Origin of the sequence: Cobetia sp. 1AS1 (assembly GCF_029846435.1) — a bacterium.
Lineage (GTDB): Bacteria > Pseudomonadota > Gammaproteobacteria > Pseudomonadales > Halomonadaceae > Cobetia > Cobetia amphilecti.
In genome coordinates this window covers 93,315-117,477 of sequence record NZ_JARWKU010000009.1, presented here as the reverse complement: position 1 = coordinate 117,477, position 24,163 = coordinate 93,315, and the positions used below count along the sequence as shown (strand labels likewise).

20 protein-coding genes are annotated in these 24,163 nt (G+C 64.2%); 15 read left to right on the top strand and 5 right to left on the bottom strand.

Annotated features, from left to right (window positions below; translation table 11 throughout):
• Positions 1-50 precede the first annotated feature (50 nt).
• Positions 51-1,319: a malic enzyme-like NAD(P)-binding protein gene (locus QD280_RS14230; RefSeq protein WP_054556560.1), complete on the bottom strand. Its 1,269-nt coding sequence runs from the start codon at positions 1,317-1,319 to the stop codon at positions 51-53.
• Between the two features lie 569 nt (positions 1,320-1,888).
• On the bottom strand, positions 1,889-2,101 hold the full coding sequence (gene rpmE, locus QD280_RS14225) for a 50S ribosomal protein L31 (RefSeq protein ID WP_054556509.1): 213 nt from the start codon (positions 2,099-2,101) through the stop codon (positions 1,889-1,891).
• Positions 2,102-2,341: 240 nt separating this feature from the next.
• Here rpmE and QD280_RS14220 point away from each other — a divergent pair, with 240 nt between their 5' ends.
• From QD280_RS14220 to tatC, 13 genes are all read left to right on the top strand, one after another.
• The gene (locus tag QD280_RS14220; protein ID WP_279839780.1) at positions 2,342-4,600 is read left to right on the top strand and encodes a primosomal protein N'; all 2,259 of its coding nucleotides are present in this window, start codon (positions 2,342-2,344) and stop codon (positions 4,598-4,600) included.
• A gap of 240 nt (positions 4,601-4,840) precedes the next feature.
• Positions 4,841-6,526, top strand: coding sequence for an arginine--tRNA ligase (gene argS, locus QD280_RS14215; protein WP_043332965.1), 1,686 nt, complete (start codon positions 4,841-4,843; stop codon positions 6,524-6,526).
• 3 nt (positions 6,527-6,529) lie between these two features.
• The gene (locus tag QD280_RS14210; protein ID WP_043332968.1) at positions 6,530-7,183 is read left to right on the top strand and encodes an SPOR domain-containing protein; all 654 of its coding nucleotides are present in this window, start codon (positions 6,530-6,532) and stop codon (positions 7,181-7,183) included.
• A 331-nt stretch (positions 7,184-7,514) separates the two neighbouring features.
• Positions 7,515-8,036, top strand: coding sequence for an ATP-dependent protease subunit HslV (gene hslV / locus QD280_RS14205; protein ID WP_043332970.1), 522 nt, complete (start codon positions 7,515-7,517; stop codon positions 8,034-8,036).
• 1 nt (position 8,037) lies between these two features.
• Positions 8,038-9,363, top strand: a complete 1,326-nt coding sequence (hslU, locus tag QD280_RS14200) for an ATP-dependent protease ATPase subunit HslU (protein WP_043332972.1) — start codon at positions 8,038-8,040, stop codon at positions 9,361-9,363.
• Positions 9,364-9,706: 343 nt separating this feature from the next.
• Complete coding sequence (locus tag QD280_RS14195; RefSeq protein ID WP_043333080.1) at positions 9,707-10,066, top strand: DUF971 domain-containing protein; 360 nt, start codon at positions 9,707-9,709, stop codon at positions 10,064-10,066.
• Between the two features lie 147 nt (positions 10,067-10,213).
• The gene (gene ubiE, locus QD280_RS14190; RefSeq protein WP_043332974.1) at positions 10,214-10,960 is read left to right on the top strand and encodes a bifunctional demethylmenaquinone methyltransferase/2-methoxy-6-polyprenyl-1,4-benzoquinol methylase UbiE; all 747 of its coding nucleotides are present in this window, start codon (positions 10,214-10,216) and stop codon (positions 10,958-10,960) included.
• Between the two features lie 7 nt (positions 10,961-10,967).
• The gene (locus tag QD280_RS14185) at positions 10,968-11,636 is read left to right on the top strand and encodes an SCP2 sterol-binding domain-containing protein (protein ID WP_131432768.1); all 669 of its coding nucleotides are present in this window, start codon (positions 10,968-10,970) and stop codon (positions 11,634-11,636) included.
• The gene (gene ubiB, locus QD280_RS14180) at positions 11,633-13,261 is read left to right on the top strand and encodes a ubiquinone biosynthesis regulatory protein kinase UbiB (protein WP_054556513.1); all 1,629 of its coding nucleotides are present in this window, start codon (positions 11,633-11,635) and stop codon (positions 13,259-13,261) included. Before QD280_RS14185 ends, ubiB begins: the two co-directional genes overlap by 4 nt.
• Before the next feature lie 201 nt (positions 13,262-13,462).
• Entirely contained in the window at positions 13,463-13,798 is a 336-nt protein-coding gene (locus tag QD280_RS14175; RefSeq protein ID WP_043332980.1) for a phosphoribosyl-ATP diphosphatase, read from the top strand.
• Between the two features lie 109 nt (positions 13,799-13,907).
• Positions 13,908-14,162: a Sec-independent protein translocase subunit TatA gene (gene tatA, locus QD280_RS14170; RefSeq protein WP_043332981.1), complete on the top strand. Its 255-nt coding sequence runs from the start codon at positions 13,908-13,910 to the stop codon at positions 14,160-14,162.
• A 5-nt stretch (positions 14,163-14,167) separates the two neighbouring features.
• A complete protein-coding gene (gene tatB, locus QD280_RS14165) occupies positions 14,168-14,566 on the top strand; it encodes a Sec-independent protein translocase protein TatB (RefSeq protein WP_192839159.1) in 399 nt (132 codons plus the stop codon).
• Positions 14,566-15,357 carry a twin-arginine translocase subunit TatC gene (gene tatC / locus QD280_RS14160; protein WP_043332983.1) on the top strand — a complete coding sequence of 264 codons (792 nt, stop codon included), beginning with the start codon at positions 14,566-14,568 and terminating at the stop codon, positions 15,355-15,357. Before tatB ends, tatC begins: the two co-directional genes overlap by 1 nt.
• Before the next feature lie 202 nt (positions 15,358-15,559).
• Here tatC and elbB read toward each other — a convergent pair whose 3' ends face one another.
• On the bottom strand, positions 15,560-16,246 hold the full coding sequence (gene elbB / locus QD280_RS14155; protein ID WP_054556514.1) for an isoprenoid biosynthesis glyoxalase ElbB: 687 nt from the start codon (positions 16,244-16,246) through the stop codon (positions 15,560-15,562).
• 653 nt (positions 16,247-16,899) lie between these two features.
• Between elbB and hemB the strand changes: the two genes are divergently transcribed.
• Together hemB and ppk1 are read left to right on the top strand one after the other, a co-directional pair.
• Positions 16,900-17,919: a porphobilinogen synthase gene (gene hemB / locus QD280_RS14150; RefSeq protein WP_279839778.1), complete on the top strand. Its 1,020-nt coding sequence runs from the start codon at positions 16,900-16,902 to the stop codon at positions 17,917-17,919.
• Between the two features lie 48 nt (positions 17,920-17,967).
• Positions 17,968-20,253: a polyphosphate kinase 1 gene (gene ppk1 / locus QD280_RS14145; protein ID WP_279839776.1), complete on the top strand. Its 2,286-nt coding sequence runs from the start codon at positions 17,968-17,970 to the stop codon at positions 20,251-20,253.
• Positions 20,254-20,469: 216 nt separating this feature from the next.
• On the opposite strand, the gene QD280_RS14140 is transcribed toward ppk1, so the two are convergent.
• Positions 20,470-22,611 carry a PhoX family phosphatase gene (locus tag QD280_RS14140; RefSeq protein ID WP_279839773.1) on the bottom strand — a complete coding sequence of 714 codons (2,142 nt, stop codon included), beginning with the start codon at positions 22,609-22,611 and terminating at the stop codon, positions 20,470-20,472.
• A 255-nt stretch (positions 22,612-22,866) separates the two neighbouring features.
• The gene (locus QD280_RS14135; protein WP_279839771.1) at positions 22,867-24,027 is read right to left on the bottom strand and encodes a 3-deoxy-7-phosphoheptulonate synthase; all 1,161 of its coding nucleotides are present in this window, start codon (positions 24,025-24,027) and stop codon (positions 22,867-22,869) included.
• Between the last annotated feature and the right edge of the window lie 136 nt (positions 24,028-24,163).

Here is a 24,163-nt window from a genome sequence, read left to right as displayed (position 1 = left end):
TCTTGCGTCGCTTCAGCGACGCCGCCAACCGGCCATTCGACCGCTGACGCTTAACCGTAGACCTGATCTGTGCTGGTCAGCGGGTAGTGCGCCGGGTACGGCTTGCGTGCGACACCGGAATCGATGGCCGCCTGGGCCACGGCGGCCGGCAGACGCTCGAGCAGACGCGAGTCCATCGGCGTCGGGATGATGTAACCCGGGCCGAATTCGAGGCTGTCGATCTCGTAGGCATCCAGCACATCCTGGCTGACCGGCTCACGCGCCAGGTCTTTCAGAGCGTGAACGGCGGCCAGCTTCATCTCTTCATTGATGCGCGTCGCACGCACATCCAGCGCGCCACGGAAGATGAACGGGAAGCCCAGCACGTTGTTGACCTGGTTCGGGTAGTCGGAGCGACCTGTCGCCATGATGACGTCCGGGCGTGCTTCGCGAGCGGTATCCGGATGAATCTCCGGGTCCGGGTTGGAGCAGGCGAAGACGATCGGGTTGGCGGCCATCTTCTTGAGCTGCTCGGCCTTGAGCAGGTTCGGGCCGGACAGACCGACGAATACGTCGGCACCATCGATGGCGTCGTCCAGCGTGCGCAGCTCGGTCTCGGTGGCGAACATCGCCTTGTACTGGTTCAGATCATCACGGCCGCTGTGGATCACGCCCTTGCGGTCGAGCATGAAGATGTTCTCGACCTTGGCACCACTGGCCACCAGCAGCTTCATGCAGGCGATGGCGGCAGCGCCGGCACCCAGGCAGACGATACGCGCGTCTTCCAGCTTCTTGCCGGCGATATCCAGGGCGTTGAGCATGCCGGCCGCGGTGACGATGGCGGTACCGTGCTGGTCGTCATGGAAGACCGGGATGTTGCACTGCTCGATCAGCGCCTGTTCGACTTCGAAGCACTCCGGCGCCTTGATGTCTTCCAGGTTGATGCCACCGTAGGTGGTGTGGATGCGACGCACGGTGTCGATGAAGGCCTGCGGGCTTTCCGCATCCACTTCGACATCGACGGAGTTGATGCCAGCGAAGCGCTTGAACAGCACGCCCTTGCCTTCCATGACCGGCTTGGAAGCCAGCGGCCCCAGGTTGCCCAGGCCAAGGATGGCAGTCCCGTCAGAGATGACCGCGACCAGATTGCCCTTGCCGGTGTACAGGTAGGCATTTTCCGGGTCGGCGGCGATTTCGCGGCACGGCTCGGCAACGCCCGGGCTGTAGGCCAGCGCCAGGTGCTTGGCGGTCTCGGTCGGCTTGGTCAGCTCGATGGAGAGCTTTCCGGGAATCGGTTCGGCGTGATATTGCAGTGCTGCTTTCTTCATGGCATCAGACATGCGTGTCATCCGGTATTTTGGCGGGGGGGTTGGCTGCTCCAGAATATAGAAAAAGACACCTCTGAACAACCGACGCAACTTGCTGTTATGCATGGCTTTAAAACGGTCGTTTAAAAAATGTTTTAGCCATTCGTCTAACGTTATGGATGCCCTACCCAGCCATAAACCTTTCCTTATCGCTGACCGGCTTTCACGCCGATTTCGGCCCGAGATGACGCCACGATTCGCGCAAGATCCTCGATTTTCGACCGTTCGCTGACGCAACTCGCTATTCCGACGCGCTTGATGCAGAGGCAGAGCAGAAAAAGTGCCAAATCGGAAACAATCTTTCCTTTCAGCAAGCCCAGCGCCGGGGTGAGATCTTCGCCAGACCATCACGCCAGGCCATCACGCCAGACCATTACGACCAGACCATCACGACAAGGGCATCCCGGGCCGGCTGCCATGGTCGTGGCTCTCTTCAGAGCGGCCTGAACGACAGGCACAAAAAAACCCGCTCGTGAGCGGGTTTTTCGTCCATGACGCTGCAAGATGCGCAGCGCCATGAAAGCGACAAGCAGCTGAAGGTATCAGCGCTTGATGGCAGCACCGAAACGCTTGTTGAAGCGCTCGACGCGACCACCGGTGGTAGCCTGCTTCTGCTTGCCGGTGTAGAACGGGTGGCACTCGGAGCACACGTCAAGCGCGAAAGTCTGCTTGGAAGTGGTACCGATTTCGTGCTGCGCGCCGCAGGAGCAAGTTGCGGTCTGGCGCTGGTAGTCCGGATGGATACCCTGTTTCATGATGTGTAACCTCAGGTCGCTGTGCACCGCCACCTGATCACTTGCCAGGCACCGTACACGGGTTTTGGATTGAACCGGTCATTCCGCCGTTTCCGACGGAAGGCCGCGCATTTTACCAGTCATCTGCCGCAAGACCAAACTTTGTGCCGTTTATTGCGGGCAACACTCTGTAGACTGCGTGCCACGGCATATCCCCGTTTTACTGAACGCCTCATATCACCTCATATCCGGATACCTTGCGTGCCTGACACTACCGACAAGACTGCGACTCACCTGCCGGGACGTGTGCTGGGCATCGCGATTCCCGGCCCGCTGCGTGATCTGTTCGACTACCTGCCATCCCGCCAGCCGCCCCGCCACGGCTGGCAGGTGGGCCTGCGCGTGCGCGTCGAATTCGGGCGTCGCCAGCTGGTCGGGGTGATCGCCGAGCTGCGCAGCGACTCAAGCTTCCCCATCGACAAGCTCAAGCCTGTCAGCGAAGTCATCGATGACGAACCGCTGCCGGCCGACTGGTTGTGGATATGTCAGTTTACCGCGCGCTATTACCAGCACTCGCTCGGCGACACCTTCGCCCAGGCGATGCCCTCGCTGCTGCGTCAGGGGCGCGCCCTCGAGGCGCGTACCCGTGAGCGCTGGACGCTGACCGACAAGGGCCGCGCCACCGAGCCGGCAAGCCTGGGGCGAGCCACCCGCCAGATCGCCTTGCTGGAGCTGCTCGCTCAGCATCGTCATGGCCTGGTGCACAGCGCCATCACCGCCCAGGGATTCACCCGCCAGCAGCTGGAAACCCTGCGCGGCCGCGGCTATATCGAATCCCGTGAGGAACCGGTGACCGGCGCCACGCCGGAGCAGGCCAACAAGGGCGTGCTCGCCGAACCCGGCCTGGCCCTCAATGATGAGCAGGGTCGCGCCCTCTCGCGTCTGCATGAGGGCCTGAACCGCTTCTCGCCCACACTGCTGGAGGGCGTGACCGGTTCCGGCAAGACCGAGGTCTATCTGCAATTGATCGAGGCGGTGCTGGACCGCGGTGGCCAGGCGCTGGTGCTGGTGCCCGAGATCGGCCTGACGCCCCAGACGCTGGAGCGCTTCCGCAGACGCTTCCGCGTGCCGCAGGTGATGCTGCACTCCGGCGTCAGCGATGGTGAACGCCTCGATGGCTTCGAAGCCGCCCGCAGCGGCCGGGCGCGCATCGTGATCGGTACCCGCTCCGCCATCTTCACGCCGATGGCCAGACTCGGCGTGATCATCGTCGACGAGGAGCACGACGGCTCCTTCAAGCAACAGGACGGCCTGCGCTATCACGCCCGCGATCTGGCGCTGGTGCGCGGCAAGCAGGAAGGCATACCCGTGGTGCTCGGCAGCGCCACGCCGTCTCTTGAGAGCCTGCGCCATGCACGCGAGGGGCGCTTCACGCATCTGCACCTGCATCAGCGCGCCGGTCGCAGCCAGCCGGCCCGACTGCATCCCGTCGACCTGCGCGGCCGCATGACGCTGGGCGGTCTCTCGACCCAGAGTCTGGAGGCGATCGAGAAGCGCCTCGCCCAGGGCGATCAGGTGCTGGTGTTCATCAATCGGCGTGGCTTCGCGCCGACCCTGACCTGCCATGCCTGCGGCTGGATCGCCGAATGCGACAACTGCGATGCCCGCATGACCCTGCATCGTCATCCACCCCAGCTGACCTGCCACCACTGCGAGCGCACCCGCCCGCTGCCGGATGCCTGCCCGGCCTGTGGCAGCGGGGATGTACGCCCGCAGGGCGCGGGCACCGAGCGCACCGAAGAGCTGCTCGGCGAGAAATTCCCCGACGTGCCGGTGCTGCGCATCGACCGCGACAGCACCCAGCGCAAGGACGCCATGAGCGAGGCGCTGGCGGTGATTCGGCGTGGCGAGCCCTGCCTGCTGGTCGGCACCCAGATGCTGGCCAAGGGCCACCACTTTCCCCACGTCACCCTGGTGGTGGTGGTCAATGCCGACAGCGGCCTCTATGCCGCCGACTTCCGCGCACTTGAGCAGTCCGCGCAGCTGCTGGTGCAGGTCGCGGGGCGTGCCGGACGCGCCGAGCGCCCCGGTGAGGTGTTGATCCAGACCCGCCACCCGGAAGACCCCAACCTGCTGACGCTGATTCAGGCCGGCTACCCGCAGCTGGCGGGGGAATTGCTCGAGGAGCGCCGCATCGCCCAGCTGCCGCCGTTCAGCCATCTGGCGCTGCTGCGCGCCGAGGCCACCGACCAGCAGCAGGTCGAGCAGTGGCTGTTGAAGGTCGGTGGCGCCCTGCGCCAGCACGTCGAGGCTGCCAATCTCAAGGTGGATTGCCTCGGCCCGGTTCCCGCTCCGATGGAGCGCCGCCAGAATCGCTATCACGCCCAATTGCTGTTGCGCTGTGCGAAACGCGGCCCATTGCATGAAGCAGCGGCCTGGCTGGTGACGCTCTGCGAGCAGGACCGCGACGCGCGCCGCCTGCGCTGGTCGCTGGATGTCGATCCCATCGGCATGGCCTGAGTGATACGCAAGCGGCGTGACAGCCCTCTACGCCGCTTGCGATGAACTGACCACTATCCCTGCAGGGCGCGGAATGCGGCGCGATTGATCACGACGGTTTATGCAAGCCGCAGGATCGGTGATAATGCCCGCCATCGTGCAGCGACATCCGCACTCCCCCATTGCCCGCAGGCCTGATGCCTGCAACCGCCTGCTGTATGGCACGCGGTGCGACCCGAGCCGTGAAGAGACCGATATTCCATGAAAGAGACGATCATCGAACTGCTGGGCCAGGCCCTGGAAACCCTCAAGGCCGACGGCACCCTGCCCGCCGACGCCAGCCCGCAGATCAAGGTCGACCCGACCAAGGACAAGAGCCACGGCGACTACGCCAGCAATCTGGCGATGATGACGTCCAAGGCCGCCGGCATGAAGCCGCGCGATCTGGCCGAGAAGCTGATCGCGGCGCTGCCGGCCTCCGATGCCGTCTCCAAGGTCGAGATCGCCGGCCCCGGCTTCCTGAACTTCTTCGCTGATACCGGTGCGGTAGCCGATATCGTGCGTCGCGTCTTCAGCGAAAGCGACAGCTTCGGTCACAGCGACGTGGGTGCCGGCGAGAAGGTGCAGGTCGAGTTCGTCTCCGCCAACCCGACCGGCCCGCTGCACGTCGGTCACGGTCGCGGTGCCGCGGTCGGCGACGTGCTGTGCCGCCTGCTGGCCGCCACCGGTCACGACGTCACGCGCGAGTTCTACTACAACGACGCCGGCGCCCAGATCAACAATCTGGCGCTCTCCGTCCAGGCGCGCGCCAAGGGCCTGGGCCCGGACGATGCCAGCTGGCCGGCCGATGGCTATCGCGGTGACTACATCAGCGAACTGGCCGCCTCCTACATGGCCGGCGACACCGTCGAAGCCGATGGCAAGCAGGTGACCGGTGCCGCGGACCCCGATGACCTGGAGGCCATCCGCGTCTTCGCCGTCGCCTACCTGCGCCACGAGCAGGATCTCGACCTCAAGGCCTTCGGCGTCGAATTCGATGTCTACTTCCTCGAGTCCTCGCTCTACAGCGACGGCAAGGTCGAAGAGACCGTCAAGCGCCTGGTCGACAACGGCTACACCTATGAAGACGACGGTGCCCTGTGGCTGCGCACCACCGACTTCGGCGATGACAAGGACCGCGTGATGCGCAAGCGTGACGGCGGTTACACCTACTTCCTGCCCGACGTCGCCTACCACCTCGACAAGTGGCAGCGTGGCTTCACCCAGGTCATCAACGAGCAGGGTGCCGATCACCACTCCACCGTGACCCGCGTGCGTGCCGGTCTGCAGGCTCTGCAGGCGGACATCCCCAAGGGCTGGCCGGACTACGTGCTGCACCAGATGGTCACCGTGATGCGCTCCGGCGAGGAAGTGAAGCTGTCCAAGCGTGCCGGCAGCTACGTGACCCTGCGCGACCTGATCGAGGAAGTCGGCCGCGACGCGACCCGCTACTTCCTGGCGGCACGTCGCGCCGACTCCCAGCTGACCTTCGACATCGACCTGGCGCGCTCCCAGTCCAATGACAACCCGGTCTACTACATCCAGTACGCTCATGCCCGCGTGCACAGCGTGCTGCGCAAGGCCAGCCGCGAAGAGAAGCCCTTCGACGAAGCCCTGGCCATGGCGCAGCTCACCCTGCTGACCAGCGACCAGGAAAAGGCCGTGATGAATCGCATGGCGCAGTTCCCGGACGTCGTCGCCCACGCCGCCAAGGTGCGCGAGCCGCAGCAGGTCGCCCAGTACCTGCAGGACCTCTCCTCCGACTTCCACACCTGCTACAACGCGGTGAAGGTGATGGTCGAGGACGACGCGACCCGCAATGCGCGCATGGCGCTGGGTCTGGCGACCGCTCAGGTCATCCGCAACGGCCTGGCCCTGCTGGGTGTCAGCGCTCCCGAGGAGATGTAAGCCATGGCTGCTCGCCGCCCCGCCAACAAGAAGCCCGCCTCCCGCCAGGGGGCGAGCCCCCGTCGGCAACCCGCTGCCAGCCAGAGTCGTGGTCTGCCCGGCTGGCTGTGGGGCATCATCGGCCTGATCGCCGGCTTCGCTCTCGCGCAGTACTTCGAGAAACAGGCCCCGCGTCTGCCGGTCGCGGCCATCGTGCCCAAGGCCAACACGCAGCAGAATGGACAGCAGAACGGGCAGCAGGCCGCCAAGCAGGGCAACCAGCAGCAGAAGGAAGCCCCCGAAGAGTCCGCCGGCAACATGCCGACCTTCGAGTTCTACACCCTGCTGCCGGAAACCGAGGTGATCGCGCCCAAGGTGGATGAGTACAAGTCCACGCCGCGTCCGGGCAGTGCCGAGAGCACCAAGAAGTCCGAGGCCTCGCTGACCAACTACATGTTGCAGGCCGCGTCCTTCCGCGAGATGAGCGATGCCAAGAAGCTGGCCGGCAAGCTCAAGGACCTTGGCCTGCTGGCCAAGGTCAGTGACGTCAACGCCTCCGGCGGCACCGTCTGGCACCGGGTGCAGGTCGGTCCCTACAAGGACACCCGCGAGCTCAATCGCGCCCAGGACCTGATGAACACCCAGGGCATCGAGCCCCTGTTGATCAAGCTGCAGTAAGCCAGGCGTGAGCCTTGCGACAGACGGGCCCGCTCATTTTTGAGCGGGCCCGTTGCATGAGGGCGCAGACCAGGGCCGATCGCAGTCAACGCTGAGTCGCCGATGACTTGAAACCCGTATCGGCGCCCCCATCTACAGCATTCCGGTGAGATATCAGGCCCGCGTGCCGCCCATCAGGCGGTGCAGGATCGCGGCAAGCAGTGGCATGCGCCAGGCTGACGATCACCACCCGTTTTACGCGACGAGGCCACGGCCTCGTCTGCCCAGAAATGCCATGCCCGGCCCCGTTCACCTTATTCCAATCGCCGGCATGCTCTCTCAGGAGTTATCCATGACCACGATCGTCTCCGTGCGTCGCAACGGCCAGGTCGCCCTGGCTGGTGACGGCCAGGTATCCCTTGGCAACACTGTCATGAAAGGCAACGCCGCCAAGGTACGTCGTCTGTATCGCAATCAGGTACTGGCCGGTTTCGCCGGTGGTACCGCCGATGCCTTCACGCTGTTCGAACGCTTCGAAGCGCAGCTCGAGAAGTATCAGGGCCAGTTGGTGAAGTCCGCCGTGGAGCTTGCCAAGGAGTGGCGCTCAGACCGCGCCCTGCGCAAGCTTGAGGCCATGCTGGTGGTCGCCGACAAGCATGCCTCCTTGATCATCACCGGCAACGGTGACGTGGTCGAGCCCGAGCACGGCGTACTGGCCATCGGCTCCGGCGGCAACTACGCCGAGGCCGCTGCCCGCGCCCTGATCGAGAATACCGAGCTTTCCGCCCGCGAGATCACCGAGAAGTCCATCTCCATCGCGGCCGATATCTGCGTCTTCACCAACCACAATGCCATCATCGAGGAGCTGTCCTGAGATGTCCCAGATGACCCCGAAGGAAATCGTCAACGCCCTCGATCAGCACATCGTCGGCCAGCCTGAAGCCAAGCGCGCCGTGGCGGTTGCCATGCGCAACCGCTGGCGCCGCATGCAGCTCGATGACGATCTGCGCCCGGAAGTCACGCCGAAGAACATCCTGATGATCGGCCCGACCGGTGTCGGCAAGACCGAGATCGCCCGTCGTCTGGCCAAGCTGGCCGGCGCGCCCTTCCTCAAGATCGAGGCGACCAAGTTCACCGAGGTCGGCTATGTCGGCCGTGACGTGGAATCCATCATCCGCGACCTGGTCGAGGTCGCGATGAAGCTGGTGCGTGAAGACGCCATGAAGGAAGTGCGCGACAAGGCCGAAGATGCCGCCGAAGAGCGCATCCTCGACGCCCTGCTGCCGCGTGTGCGTGGTGAAGAGTACGACGCTGCCGCCAACAACAGCAGCACGCGCCAGATGTTCCGCAAGAAGCTGCGCGAAGGCCAGCTGGATGACAAGGAAATCGACATCGAGCTGAGCCCGGCCAGCCAGAGTCTCGATTTCGCCACCCCGCCGGGGATGGAAGAGATGACCAGCCAGCTGCAGTCCATGTTCTCCAACATGGGCAAGCAGCAGAAAGAGAGCCGTCGCATCACCGTCAAGGAAGCGCTCAAGCTGGTTCACGAGGAAGAAGCGGCCAGAATGGTCAGCGATGAAGACCTCAAGAGCCGTGCCATCGAGGCCGTCGAACAGAACGGCATCGTCTTCCTCGACGAGATCGACAAGGTCGCCAAGCGTGGCGAATCCGGCAGTGGCGGCGATGTGTCCCGCGAAGGCGTGCAGCGCGATCTGCTGCCGCTGATCGAGGGCTCCACCGTGTCCACCAAGCACGGCATGGTCAAGACCGACCACATCCTGTTCATCGCCTCCGGTGCCTTCCACCTGTCCAAGCCGTCGGACATGATCCCGGAGCTGCAGGGCCGTCTGCCGATCCGTGTCGAGCTCAACGCCCTGACACCGGAAGACTTCAAGCGCATCCTGACCGAGCCGTCCGCCGCCCTGATCCGTCAGTACAAGGCATTGCTGGCGACCGAAGGCGTCGAGCTGAGCTTCGCGGATGACGCCATCGAGCGCATCGCGCAGATTGCCTATCAGGTCAACGAAGGCACCGAGAACATCGGCGCCCGTCGTCTGCACACCGTGATGGAGCGTCTGCTGGAAGAGATCTCCTACGAGGGTGGCGATCAGCCCGGCGAACTCAAGGTCGATGCCGCCTACGTCGATGCCCGCCTGGGTGATCTGGCGCGTGATGAAGACCTGTCGCGCTACATCCTCTGACGACACGCTCACGCGCCTGACAGCCCCTCATGGAAGCCAGTCCCGTTCCTGAGGGGACTTCTGACGCCCGATCCGGCTTGGCCCGGATCGGGCGTCAGTGCATCATGCGCACAAGACACATCGACCGGCCAAGCGCCGCGCTCGACGCCTATCTGCCTTCGCCATGCCGCCCTGCGCCCCACGCTGCCGCGCGGCATGCAAGCCCGAGGATGCCCCGATGAGCCACGACACTCCCAAGGACGCCGCCGCGTCCCACGACGCTGATACCAGCGGCCAGCAGCGCGACTACCGCCTCAACGAGCGCCATGCCCGCGATGGCGAAGAGGCCCCGGTACCGACGCGAGTGCACTACCACAAGTCAGAGCGCGAACTGGAACTGGGCTACGCCGATGGCCAGAGCTTCCGCCTGAGCACCGAATTCCTGCGCGTGATGTCGCCGTCGGCGGAAGTGCGTGGCCACGGTGTCGGCCAGGAAACTCTGCAGGTCGGCATGCGCTACGTCGGGCTGACCAACATCACCCAGAGCGGCCGCTACGCGCTGAAGCTGCACTTCGATGATGGCCATGACAGCGGCCTGTATACCTGGGAATACCTGTGGGAACTGGCCAATCGCCGCGACGCCATGTGGGCCTACTACCTGCGTCAGCTGGAAGAGGCCGGCGCCTCGCGCGAACCACTGGGCATTCCGCTCAACCAGCTGTAAGCCACTGATGCCAATGGGCGCGGCAAGATGTCCGAGTCGACGTCTTGCCAAAAGACAGCCCGCTGGCCAGCGGTTACAATCGAGCCACTGCGAAAGCTCACCATATTGTGCTGACGTCGCCACGGCGGCGTCACAACAGGGGAAGTCATGGACAAGCGTACGACTCACTTCGGTTATCAGGAAGTTGCCGTGGACGAGAAGGCAGGCCGCGTCGCGGATGTCTTCCACAGTGTCGCCGCCAAGTACGACGTGATGAATGACCTGATGTCGTTCGGCATCCACCGTCTGTGGAAGCGCATCACCCTGGAGCGTGCCGGCGCCCGTCCCGGCCAGTCGGTGCTGGACATCGCCGGCGGCACCGGTGACCTGACGCTGAAGTTCTCGCGTCTGGTCGGCCCGAAAGGCCGCGTGGTGCTCGCCGACATCAATGCCTCGATGCTCAACGTCGGCCGCGACAAGCTGCTCGACCGTGGCGTCGGCGGCAACGTCGAATACGTGCAGGCCAATGCCGAAGCCCTGCCCTTCCCGGACAACACCTTCGACATCATCACCATCGCCTTCGGGCTGCGCAACGTCACCGACCAGGCCAAGGCCCTGCGCTCCATGCAGCGCATCCTCAAGCCGGGCGGCCGTCTGCTGGTGCTGGAATTCTCCAAGCCGGTCAATCCGCTGCTCTCCACCGCCTATGACCAGTACAGCTTCCGGCTGCTGCCCAAGATGGGCGAGATGGTCGCCGGCGACGCCGACTCCTACCGCTATCTGGCCGAGTCCATCCGCATGCACCCCGACCAGAAGACGTTGGCCGGCATGATGGAAGAGGCCGGTCTCGAGCGCGTCGAGTACACCAACCTGACGGGCGGCATCGTCGCGTTGCACCGCGGTATCAAGCTCTGAGGCTGTCATGGCATTGCTGACCCCCCTGCTGTTGGCGACCGCTGAGCGGACGCTGAATCAGCTGCTTGCTCGCGACCCGGCCTCGACGTCGCGCCTGAATGCACTGGCAGGCCGACGCCTGCTGGTGCGTGTCGAACGCCCCGCCTTCGACCTGCTGGTGCATTTCGACCTGCAGGGCCTGCACCTGTTGCGCCTGCCCCAGGCCAACGAGAGCGATGGCGATGTGGTGGTGGAGCTCGACATGGAGACCGCCGCCGCCCTGCTGTCCGGTGAGTCCATCGAGCGCCTGATGTTCGAGGGCCGCCTCGCCGTGCGTGGCCGTATCCATCTGCTGGAGAGCGCCCGTGACCTGGTGATGGACCTCGACCTGGACTGGGAAGGTGCACTCAGTGAGTGGTTCGGCGAAGCCCCAGGCCATAGCCTGGCCAGCGGCCTGCGCAGCCTCGGGCGCTTCGGCCTGATCAGCCGCCGTGAGCTGGAGCTGGACCTGCGCGAATACCTCACCGAGGAAGCGCGCTGGCTGCCCGGTCAGGCGCAGATGCGCGTCGCCCGCGACGAGCTGACCGAGCTGACCCAGTGTCTGGATCGCACCGAAGCGCGTCTGGCGCGGCTGCGCCGTCATCTCGAGGCCGCCACCTCCCATCAACCTGCCGAGCGGGAGTGCCAGCCGTCGTGAGACTCTATCGCCTGCTGAGCATCCTGTGGGTCATCGCCCGCTACCGCCTCGACGACCTAGTGCCGCCGGGGCGCGTGCCGGCCCTGCTGCGCCCGCTGCTCAAGCTGTCGCCGCTGCGTCTGTTCCCCATCGGCAGACGCACGCGCGGCGAGCGTCTGCGTCTCGCGCTCGAGGCCCTCGGCCCGATCTTCATCAAGTTCGGCCAGATGCTCTCGACGCGCCGCGACCTGCTGCCGCCGGACATCGCCGACGAACTCAAGCGCCTGCAGGATCAGGTGCCGCCGTTCGAGAACCAGGTCGCGCGGGAGCTGGTCGAGCAGGAGCTCGAGATGTCGGTCGAGGAAGCCTTCGCCGAATTCGAGGCCCAGCCCCTGGCCTCCGCCTCCATCGCCCAGGTACATGCCGCACGCCTGCACGATGGCTCGGACGTGGTGGTCAAGGTCATCCGCCCACGCATCGAGGAAGTGATGCGCAAGGATATCGGCCTGCTCTACATGTTCGCGCGCCTGTTGATGAAGGTCTCGCCGGAAGCCCGTCGCCTGCGCCCGGTCGAGGTCGTCGCCGACTACGAGGCGACGCTGTTCGACGAGCTCGACATGCACAAGGAGGCCGCCAACACCTCCCAGCTCAAGCGCAACTTCCTCGACTCGCCGCTGCTCTACGTCCCGGCCATCCACTGGCCACTGACGCGCCGCCGCGTGATGGTGCAGGAGCGCATCCGCGGCATTCCGGTCGCCGATATCGAGGAGCTGACCGCGCAGGGCACCGACCTCAAGAAGCTGGCCGAACGCGGCGTGGAGATCTTCTTCACCCAGGTATTCCGCGACAACTTCTTCCACGCCGACATGCACCCCGGCAACATCTTCGTCTCGCGCGAGAACCCGCACGATCCGCAGTTCATCGCCATCGACTGCGGCATCGTCGGTAGCCTGACCCGCGAGGACCAGGACTATCTGGCGCGCAACCTGCTGGCCTTCTTCCGCCAGGATTACTACGAGGTCGCGGCGCTGCACATCGAGTCCGGCTGGGTCGGCGAAGGCACGCGCGCCAACGAATTCGCCGCGGCCATCCGCGCCGTCTGCGAGCCGATTCTCGAGAAGCCGCTCAAGGACATCAGTTTCGGCCAGGTCCTGCTGGGGCTGTTCCAGACCGCGCGCCGCTTCAACATGGAAGTCCAGCCGCAGCTGGTGTTGCTGCAGAAGACCCTGCTCAACATCGAGGGCCTCGGCCGCCAGCTGTATCCGGACCTCGACCTGTGGGCCACCGCTCGCCCCTATCTGGAGCGCTGGATGAAGGAGCGCGCCGGCCCCAAGGCGTTCTGGGCCGAGATGGTCAAGCAGGCGCCGGAGCTGTCGCATCAGCTGCCACAGCTGCCGGCGATGGCCTTCCAGGCCATGGAGCGCATCGAGGACGAGCATCGCGCCCGTCAACGCCAGACAGAAGCCATCACCACACTGCGCGACCGGGTCAATCACGCCTCCAGCACCAGCTGGCGGCTGCGCGCGGGCCTGCTGCTGGTGGCCGGCGCGTTCGGTTGGCAGCCCCTGATGGCCTGGGCGGAGACCCAGCCCGTGGCGGTACTGGTGGGCGCAGGACTGGGAATCGTGTTATTGCTGTGGCGCTAGCCGCAGGCAGACATGATGGCCTGACTGGCCCGGCGCGCAACGACACTTGCCGCCCCATGGGACGCAGTGCAATATGAATGACATATAACACTTGCATCCTGAGTCGCCTGCCCACGCCGTGCCGTTTGCCGTGCAAGGTGTGCCGTCAGCGCAGAACTCGATGACTTAACGCAAGACCCAAGCTTTCAGGAATGATGATCCATGAGTGATATTCTCAACCGTCTGTCAGTGGTACTGGCAGAACGGCGCGACGCTGACCCGACCTCCTCCTATGTCGCGAGCCTGCATCACAAGGGCCTCAACAAGGTGTTGGAGAAGATTGGCGAAGAGGCGACCGAAACCGTACTGGCCGCCAAGGATTTCGCTCACGACGACGTGGACTCGCAGCGTGCCGTGATCGGTGAGACCGCTGACCTGTGGTTCCATTCACTGGTCATGCTGTCGCACCTGGGGCTGGATCATCAGGAAGTGCTGGATGAGCTGGCACGCCGCTTCGGTGTTTCCGGTCATGATGAAAAGGCCGCTCGCGGCCAGTGAAGGACCCGTATTCTTCCGGCGCAAGTCGGCTTTCCGGCAGCGGTGCCAGCACCCTGCAAGTCTCAAGGCCCAATGACCCGGTGTCAGCGGCCCAAATGGAGAATTTCCCATGTTAGGTGGCATCAGTATCTGGCAGCTTCTCATCGTGCTCGGCATCATCATCCTGATCTTCGGGACCAAGAAGCTGCGCAACGTCGGCTCTGATCTCGGCGGTGCCGTGAAGGGCTTCAAGGGCGCGATGAAGGAAGAAGAGAAGAAGAGCGACGAGCCGACTGCCCAGCAGAAGGTCGCGCATGAGGAAAAGCGTGGCGACACCATCGATGTCGAGGCCGAGAGCCGCGATACCGCTGACAAGCGCTCGTAACCCGCATGTTCGATATCGGCTTTTTTGAACTGGCATTGATCGCGCTGCTGGCGCTGATCGTGCTCGGCCCGGAGCGTCTGCCCCGGGCCGCCCGCACTGCGGGTCTGTGGCTGGGACGCATCAAGCGCAGTGTCTCGGGCATTCAGCAGGAAATCAGTGCCCAGCTGGAAGCCGAGGAACTGCGTCAGACGCTCAACGAGCAGAAGAAGCAGCTCGATGAGACGCTCGCTCATGCGCGCAACGAGGCACGCGATGTCGAGCGCGGCATCACCGAGCCCAGCACGCCCCGCGATGCAGGCGCCTCCGGCGCCGAGACCAGCCCCCGCCCTGCCGAGAATGGTGCGCCGGCCACCGAGCCGAGCACTGCTTCCGACACCCGTGAATCACGAGAGCCACGTTCCTGATGAGTGATCCACATGCCTCACCGTCAGGTGGTCAGGGCGACGCCGCACATGCGCCGCTCATCGAGCACCTGATCGAGCTACGCTCGCGCTTGCTGCGCGCCACCCTGGTGGTGCTGGTGGTTTTCGCCGCGCTGTACGGCTTCTCAAACCAGATCTACCTGTATGTCGCCGAACCGCTGATGGCATTGCTGCCACCGGGTTCGCAGATGATCGCCACCGAAGTGGCCTCGCCCTTCCTGGCACCCTTCAAGCTGACATTGGTGGTGGCGCTGTTCCTGGCGATTCCCGCTGTGCTCTATCAGGCCTGGGCGTTCATCGCACCGGGTCTCTATGAGAACGAGAAGGCGTTGGCCCTGCCGCTGCTGGCTTCCAGCATCCTGCTGTTCTATGCCGGTGCGGCCTTCGCCTACTACGTGGTGTTCCCGCTGCTGTTCCAGTTCTTCACCACCACGGGCCCCGAGAACGTGGCGATCATGACGGACATCAATCAGTACCTGAATTTTGTCCTCAAGCTGTTCTTCGCCTTCGGGGTGGCCTTCGAGATCCCCATCGCCACCTTCCTGCTGATCTGGACCGGTGCGACCACGGTGGAGGCACTGAGCAAGAAGCGCCCCTATATCGTGATCGCCTGCTTCGTGGTCGGCATGCTGCTGACACCGCCGGACGTGATCTCGCAGTCACTGCTGGCGATCCCGATGTGGCTGCTGTTCGAGGTCGGCATTCTGGCCTCGCGCCTCTTCAAGCGCCGGCGTGCGGCCTCAGACGATGAGGCATCGCAGGAAGCGCCCTGAACGTGGCTGCCAGCAGTCGGGCATCAGAAACAGAGCGCCAGAAACAGAGCCTCAGAATCAGAGCATCAGAATCAGAGCATCTGAAACAGAAAGCCCCGCCGGGTCACCGGCGGGGCTTTCTGTTTCTGGGGGCTTTGTGTTTCCAGGGAACTTGCTCACACCAGCCACGCGCTATCACGCCAGACGCACAGGCGTGTCGAGATCAGTCCTGCTCGGCGGCACGCGCCTTGTCGTCCTCGATCCAGCTATCGATGCGCTCGACCAGCTTGAAGATGCCCTGGGCCGCTTCGCTGATGCGTTCCGCCAGCAGGTAGGCCGGAGTGGTGACGACACGGTTGGCGGCGTCGACGACGATGTCCGTCACCTCGCAGCTCTTGTGCAGGCCGCCCTGGGCGCTGATCGCCCCGGAGACACTGGCGTCGTTGCCGATGGTGACCGAGATGCCTTCCCCCAGCAGCTTGGGCACCATCACCGGCGCGATGCACATCACGCCGATCGGCTTGCCGGCCGCATGGAAGGGCTGCACCGCGTCCTGCAGGCCCGCGACGAGCTCGAGGTCCTCACCCTTGACGGCAAAGTCACACAGATTCTTGGCGGCGCCGAAGCCGCCGGGCAGGATCAGCGCATCGAAGTCGTCCGCTGACAGCTCTTCCAGCGGGCGCACCTTGCCACGTGCCAGACGCGCGGACTCGACCAGCACGTTGCGGGTCTCCTCCATCTCGTCGCCAGTGCCGTGATTGATCACGTGGTGCTGCGCGACATCCGGTGCAAAGCACTCATAGGCAATGCCCAGCTGATCGAGACGCAGCAGCGTCAGGGTAGTTTCATAGATCTCGGAGCCATCAAAGACACCGCAACCGGAAAGGATCAGGGCTACCTGCTTGGTCATGGGTTACTCCATTGACGATGAGCTGTGCGCGGCGATTGCCGGACAGGTCAGAAAAGACTAATACAAGCGCGTGACTGATTCGAATGCCGAGCCTCATTTCATGCCCGGCGTCATGCCAGGCGCGAGACGCTTCAGCGGCACCGAAGATGCGCGACCGCCACGCGGCAGACAGTGACAGGCGTGCAGGCGAGGCATGTCACTGCGCATCCTCTCAAGACTATGGGCGGCCCTGGCACAACTCAAGTGCTGCTCCTCGTCCACTCGTATGCCATCAAGGCTCTGGTGCCTGAGGCTTGCCGCGGTGTCCGGAGTCGTCTTGCAGCCCCACACACCCGCCCCATACGGGGCGTGCATGAGGCGCGACACCGCGACACATCTCCTGCACCTGTGGCCACAAGTCAACGCTGATATACTCAATTGACCCTGCCACAGGGACGACGGCTCCCGTCACGGGCCACCCACTTGCAGGCCGCAAGCCAGGCCTTCTCGTCGCCCGACAGACGCCTTGTCGTCATGTTCAGCCCCTGCTGGCACCTCACGTGACCGGCCTTGCCCCATGACCGCTGGCATCACTGTAATATTAATGAAATATTATAGACCTAGACTGCCTGCGACCATCACGGGAGCGGACCACCCGACCCGGAGAGCATTTCTTGAGCCAACGTACCCCGCGCCAGTTTCCTGCGACTCGTATGCGCCGTATGCGCAAGGACGACTTCTCTCGCCGCCTGATGCGTGAAAATCAGCTGACGGCCGATGATCTGATCCTGCCGGTCTTCGTTCTCGAAGGCTCCCAGCGTCGTGAAGCCGTGCCCAGCATGCCGGGCGTCGAGCGCCTGTCCATCGACCTCATGGTCGAAGAATGCCGCGCCGTCCACGCACTGGGCGTGCCGGCCATCGCGCTCTTCCCGGTGGTCGATGCCGAGGCCAAGACGCTGTATGCCGAAGAATCCTACAACGCCAACGGCCTGGTGCAGCGTTGCGTGCGCGCCTTGAAGGAAGCGCTGCCGGAGCTGGGCGTCATCACGGATGTCGCGCTCGACCCCTACACCGTTCACGGTCAGGACGGCATCCTCGACGAAGACGGCTACGTGCTCAACGACCGCACCGTCGAGACCTTGATCAAGCAAGCGCTGTCACACGCGGAAGCCGGTGCCGATGTCATCGCGCCCTCCGACATGATGGATGGCCGCATCGGCTCCATCCGCGCCATGCTGGAACAGGAAGGCCTGATCAACACGCGCATCATGGCCTACTCGGCCAAGTACGCCTCCAACTACTACGGCCCGTTCCGTGACGCGCTCGGTTCGAGCGGCAATCTGGGCAAGGCCGACAAGCAGACCTACCAGATGGACCCCGCCAACAGCGACGAAGCCCTGCATGAGGTGGCGATGGACATCGCCGAGGGCGCTGACATGGTGATGGTCAAGCCGGGCATGCCCTATCTTGATGTGGTAACGCGCGTGAAGCGCGAGCTGGAAGTGCCGACCTTCGCCTATCAGGTCAGCGGTGAGTACGCCATGCACATGGCGGCTTTCCAGAACGGTTGGCTGGATGCCGACAAGGTCATTCTCGAGTCGCTGATGTGCTTCAAGCGTGCGGGTGCCGACGGCATCCTCACCTATTTTGCTCGCCAGGCGGCCGAATTGCTGGCGCAGAAAAACCGCCTTTGACAACCCCGGCCATTGCGGATGCGGCTGACCGGGATCATGGAGTTGATGATGGAACAGACGCCCAAGCAAGACACCGGCAACAACACGGCGACCCTGCCGGAAGTCGCTGACAGTCGCGACAAGGATGCTGCCCCCAAGGCAGCATCCATCCCACGGGAAGGCGAGATCGAGCTGGCGGCGGATGAACCGCCGGCTCAGGAACCGCTGCCCCTGCGCGTCAACCGGACGCGTACCGGTATCCATGCCAAGGCCACCCCCTCCCCCGAGGCTGATCTCGCTGATCCGGCGCTGTACTTCAATCGCGAGCTGTCCAACCTGCAGTTCAACATCCGCGTACTCGAGCAGGCCAAGGATACCTCGCATCCGCTGCTCAACCGCTTGATGTTCCTGCTGATCTTCACGTCCAACATGGACGAGTTCTTCGAGATTCGCGTGGCAGGTCTCAAGCATCAGATCGCCTTCGATCGCACCGACCCCGGCTGTGACGGCATGCTGCCGAGCAAGGTGCTCGATGAGGTCTCCCGCATCACGCATGAGCAGGTGGAACGCCAGTACCGCATGCTCAACGAGGACCTGATCCCCGCGCTGGAAGAGCAGCACATCCGCTTCCGTCGCCGCAATCAGTGGAACGATGCCCAGAAGGCCTGGGTGCGCGATTACTTCGAGGAAGAGATCCAGCCGGTCATCAGCCCGATCGGTCTCGACCCGTCGCACCCGTTCCCGCGCCTGGTCAACAAGAGCCTCAACTTCATCGTCGAGCTGGAAGGCAAGGATGCCTTCGGTCGTGAAGGTGGCCTGGCGATCCTGCCAGCCCCGCGCTCGCTGCCGCGCCTGATCCGCATCCCGGATGGCCTCGTCGAGCCGGGGTACACCGAATACGTCTTCCTGTCCTCGATGATCCACGCTCACGCCCAGGAGCTGTTCCCGGGCATGAAGATCAAGGGCTGCTATCAGTTCCGCCTGACCCGCAACGCCGACCTCTCGGTGGATGCCGAGGACGTCTCCGACCTGGCCTCCGCGCTGCGTGGCGAGCTGCTGGCGCGCCGCTACGGCGACGGGGTGCGTCTCGAGGTGGCCGACAACTGCCCGGAAGCGCTCTACACCTTCCTGCTCAAGCAGTTCGATCTGGAAACGCGCGACCTCTATCAGGTCAAGGGCCCGGTCAACCTCAACCGCCTGATGGAAGTCATCGGCGACGTCGGCCGCGAGGACCTGCTCTACGCCCCGTTCACTCCGGGCATTCCCAAGGCGCTCAAGGGCGACAACAGCCTGTTCGATGCGATCCGTCGCGAGGACATCCTGCTGCATCACCCCTTCCAGTCCTTCTCCCCGGTCGAGAACCTGCTCGCCGAGGCGGCGCGTGACCCGAACGTGCTGGCCATCAAGCAGACCCTCTATCGCACCGGCGCCGACTCCAACATCGTCTCCTCGCTGGTGGAAGCCGCACGTCAGGGCAAGGAGATCACCGTGGTGATCGAGCTGCGGGCGCGCTTCGATGAGGCCGACAACCTGCAGCTGGCCTCACGCCTGCAGGAAGCCGGCGCCATCGTCATCTACGGCGTGATGGCCTACAAGACCCACGCCAAGATGCTGCATATCGTGCGACGTGAACACGGCGAGCTGCGTCACTACGCGCACCTGGGCACCGGTAACTACCATGCCAAGACGGCACGCCTGTACACCGATTACAGCCTGCTGACCGCCAACGAGACGCTGTGCGAGGACGTCCACAAGGTCTTCCAGCAGCTGACCGGCATGGGCAAGCAGCGCAATATCGAGAAGCTGCTGCACGCGCCCTTCACGCTGCATGAGCGCATGGTGGAGATGATCGACCGTGAAGCGCGCAACGCCGAGAAAGGCAAGCGCGCCCACATCATCATCAAATGCAATTCACTGACCGAGCCCAAGCTGATTCGCGCCCTCTACCGCGCCTCACGGGCTGGCGTGCAGTGTGACCTAATCATCCGCGGCGTCTGCTGTCTGCGCCCGGGCGTGCCGGGGATTTCCGACAACATCCGCGTACGCTCGGTGATCGGTCGCTTCCTCGAACACACGCGCACCTTCCACTTCCACAATGCCGGTCAGCCGGAAACCTGGTGCTCCAGCGCGGATTACATGGAGCGCAACATGTTCCACCGCGTCGAGACCTGCTTCCCGCTGCTCGACAAGAAGCTGGCCCAGCGTATCCGCAAGGACCTGGACACCTATCTGGTCGACAACTGCCAGAGCTGGCGTCTGGAAAGTGATGGCCACTACACCCAGCTGGATGCCGGCGACGCGGAGCCGATCAGCGTGCAGGAAACCCTGCTGTTCGCCTACGCTGCCAAGGCCTGATCGCGCTCGGCAAGGTCAGGTCAGGACAGGACAGGACAAAGCTCATGAACTCTCGGCCCTCACGCTTGCGTGGGGGCCGTTGTCGTTGGCCCTCCCCACCCGCTTGATCGACCAAGCGCCCTCAAGCGAAGCGGGGCCAGGTTCAGGCGCATGAAAAAGCCCCCGTATCATCGATACGGGGGCTTCGCGTTCACACCTGACGCGCGGCGGCTTACATCAGACGCCGATCTGGCCGCCATCTTCGCGCTGGATGACCACGGTCGCGGCGCGGGGACGCACGCTGCCATCGGTCTCGGCGGTAGCGTCATCGCTCTGCGGCCAGTTGGCCGGGTGCTGGATGTTGATGAACATCGCGGTCTTGTCCGGGGTGGTGAAGATCCCGGTGACTTCACAACCGTTCGGGCCCACCGCGAAGCGCTTGAGCTGCGCCTGGTTGTCGGCACCGATTACGGCCGCGTCTCCCTCGGCCTGCTCGAGACCTGCCGGCACGACCGCCAGCAGCTGGTCATTGGTGACCTCGGTGATGCCTTCGTAGCCGTTGTCCGTCTGGATCCACAGGATGCTGTCCTGACCTTCGCGGCCGTCGAAGTAGAGGCCATCGGGACTGGCGAACTCGTTCATCTCGGTCAGGCCGGACAGGTTGTCGGCATCGCTGGCCGCTGCGCCGAACACGAAGATCTCCCAATCGAAGGCCTTGTGATCGCCCGCTTCACGCCAGCGGATGATCTGACCCGCTTCGTTGTTGCCCCGCGGATTGGCCGCGTTGGTCGGTGCCGTCGCGTAGCCGACACCCGGCTCCTCGATGGCGGTGCCATCGTTGGTGAAGGCTGGCGCGGTGCCGTCTTCGGTGCGCTTGGAGTTGTTGGTCAGCGTCATGTAGACCTCACCGGATGCCGGGTCCACCGCGCCCCACTCCGGGCGGTCCATCGGAGTCGCGCCCATCAGGTCTGCCGCATCCGTGGTGTGGATGATGATGCCGGCCAGGTCATCGGCTGCCAGCCCCAGTGCCTCGGCCAGGGTGCGGCCATCCCTGGTCACGGCGTCCGGGGTCAGCTTGAGCCACGTGCCGGTGCCATCGGCGGAGAACTGGGCGACATACAGCGTGCCCTTGTCCAGGTACTTGTCGCCGATCGCCAGGCGGTCCTTGAAGTCACCGGTGCCACGGGCATCAGCGGCGTCCCACCTGGCGTCTGACACGAACTTGTAGATGTACTCGTTGCGCGAATCGTGACCGGAGTAGAAGACCACCGGCTCACCCTCGACCAGCTTGCCCGGCCAGCAACCTTCGTGACGGAAGCGGCCCAGCGCGGTGCGCTTGATGGCCTGCTCGCCGGTGTAGGGGTCGATCTCGACGATATAGCCGAAAGTGCGCGGTTCGTTGCGGTAATCCTTGTCGGCGCTGTCTGCCGTCGGCGTGTTGTCGAAACGCGCGAACTCGCCATCGACTTCACTGGCATCCCCGGCGGCGGTTTCCCAGCCATAGCGGCCACGCTCGGTCTCGATGCCGATGCGGTTGTCATCGAGCTGACGATCGCCGCGCTTGACGAAGTAACCCGGCCAGTTCTCTTCGCAGGTCAGGTAGGTGCCCCACGGGGTGTAGCCGTTGGCGCAGTTGTTGTTGGTACCACGGGTGCGCATGCCATCCGGCGAGAAGGCCGTCTTGACGTAATCGCTGCCCGCCACCGGGCCGCTCAGCTTCATTTCGCTGGCGCTGGTGTAGCGGCGGTTGTAGCGCGAATCGCCCACCACTTCCCACTTGCCGTTGCTGGCCTTCTTGACCTCGACGATGGTCACGCCATGGGCATTGATCTCGGTGCGCACTTCATCGGCCGGACGCTTGCCGGAATCCGCATTGGTCGCGCCGCCCTTGGGTGCCCACAGAGCATCCTGATCGATGTATTCGTTGTTCATGACCAGCAGGAAGTTGCTGGAGGCCGTGTCGTCGCTCAAGGCGAAATTGTGCATGCCATCGTGATGCATGCCGACGGTGTTGAGCTGGATCTCCGGCGTCATCGCCAGGTCCTTGCTCCACTTGGGTGCCTTGGCATTGAGCGGCGTGCCCCACGGCGCCAGCACCTGTGCGGTATACCCCTTGGGAACCACGACTGCATCCGTGCGTGAACCCTTGATCGATTCGAAGGCCAGTGCCAGAGCCGTCTTCTCGCCCGCAGCATTGCTGGCGGCGTTGGCCGTGGTGCTCAGCCCCGCAAGACCGAAACCACCCAGCATGCTGGCAGCCGCCATGCCCAGGCCACCCTGCAGGACACGACGACGCGAGATGTGTCGTTCGATGACGGATGAGAACGTCTCGTTGCTGCTGGGATTAAGCAGGCGATGGTCTTCGATTTCCTTGCTCATGTCGCTTCCCCGTAGTCAGGTTTCGGGTTGTTCTGTTCAGGCATGCCCCTTGAGGGCAAGCCGAAGGCAACAAGAGTGATACGCGAGCCCGATGACAATTCCGTGACGAACGGGCAACAAATGCAAGAGACGACAGCGCCCAACGGCCTTTCGACCGTTGGGCGCTGGGGACTTCAGGACAAGCCGACAAATTCAGCAAACATCAGGCAAGCGCGACGTCATCCTCCCATCGAGGCGCGAGTCTGGCGTTTGATCTCAGGCCTCGCGCAAGCGCTCGGCGGCCAGGCTCAGCAGGTGCTCGGTGGTTTCCCAGCCAAGGCATGCATCGGTGACGGACACGCCATGACGCAGCTGGGAAAGCTTCTCCGCTGCCGGCAAGGCCTGCTTGCCTTCATTGAGGTGACTCTCGAGCATCACGCCGATCAAGGCATCATCCCCCGCCAGGCGCTGAGAGAGCACATCCAGCATCACTTCGCTCTGGCGGCGGTGGTCCTTGCGGGAATTGGCGTGGCTGCAATCGACCATCAGACGCGGCGTCAGGCCAGCGCCTTCCAGCTCACGCCGGCAGGCGGCCACCGAGGCGGCGTCATAGTTGGGCTGGCCATGGCCGCCGCGCAGCACCACATGGGTATGCGGGTTGCCCGCGGTCTCGATCAGCGCCGGACGTCCGCTGTCATCCATGCCGAAATGGCGATGCCCATGCGCCGCCGCCCCGATGGCCTGCACGGCGACCTCGACGCCTCCGTCAGTGCCGTTCTTGAAGCCCACCGCACAGCCGAGGCCGGAGGCCATCTCGCGATGGATCTGCGACTCGGTGGTACGGGCGCCGATGGCCGCCCAGCCGAGCAGGTCTTCCAGATAGGCGGCGGTCAGCGGCTGCAGCAGCTCCGTCGCCACCGGCAGGCCCAGCAGGTTGATCTCGCGCATCAGCTCGCGTGCCTGACGCAGGCCGGTGGCCATGTCATCGCTGCCATCCAGATGCGGATCATAGGCCAGCCCCTTCCAGCCCACCGTGGTGCGCGGCTTCTCGACATAGACACGCATCACCAGCTTGAGGCGATCACGCACCTGCGGCTCGATCACCGCCAGGCGCTGGGCGTACTCGCGCGCGGCCTTGAGATCATGGATGGAGCACGGCCCGACCACCACCAGCAGACGATCATCGTCGCCGGCGAGAATGGCGTTGATCTCATCGCGATGCTGGCGAATCTGGCCGGCCAGGTCGGCGTCCACCGGCAGCTGCTCGCGCAATTCGCTGGCGCTGGGCAGGGCTTCACGACTGATGCGTCCGGGTGTGGTCGGTGTCTGGGCGGCATCAGAGCGGGTCACGGTGGCGTTCTCGGCAGTCAAGGGGTCAACAGTGGCGTCGGCAGTGTGCGGGTTGGCGGTCAACACGCGTTCAAGGCTGGCGTTCATGGTCTTCTCTCCTGTGATGAAGCCTTGGCTCCATCACGCAATATTCATTCTGACAGACAGGGACTTCGCGAATCGTCACCCCGGTGTTGCTCGCCCTGCCCCGCGGTGACAGCGGAAAGAGGCAGGACGCCGCTAA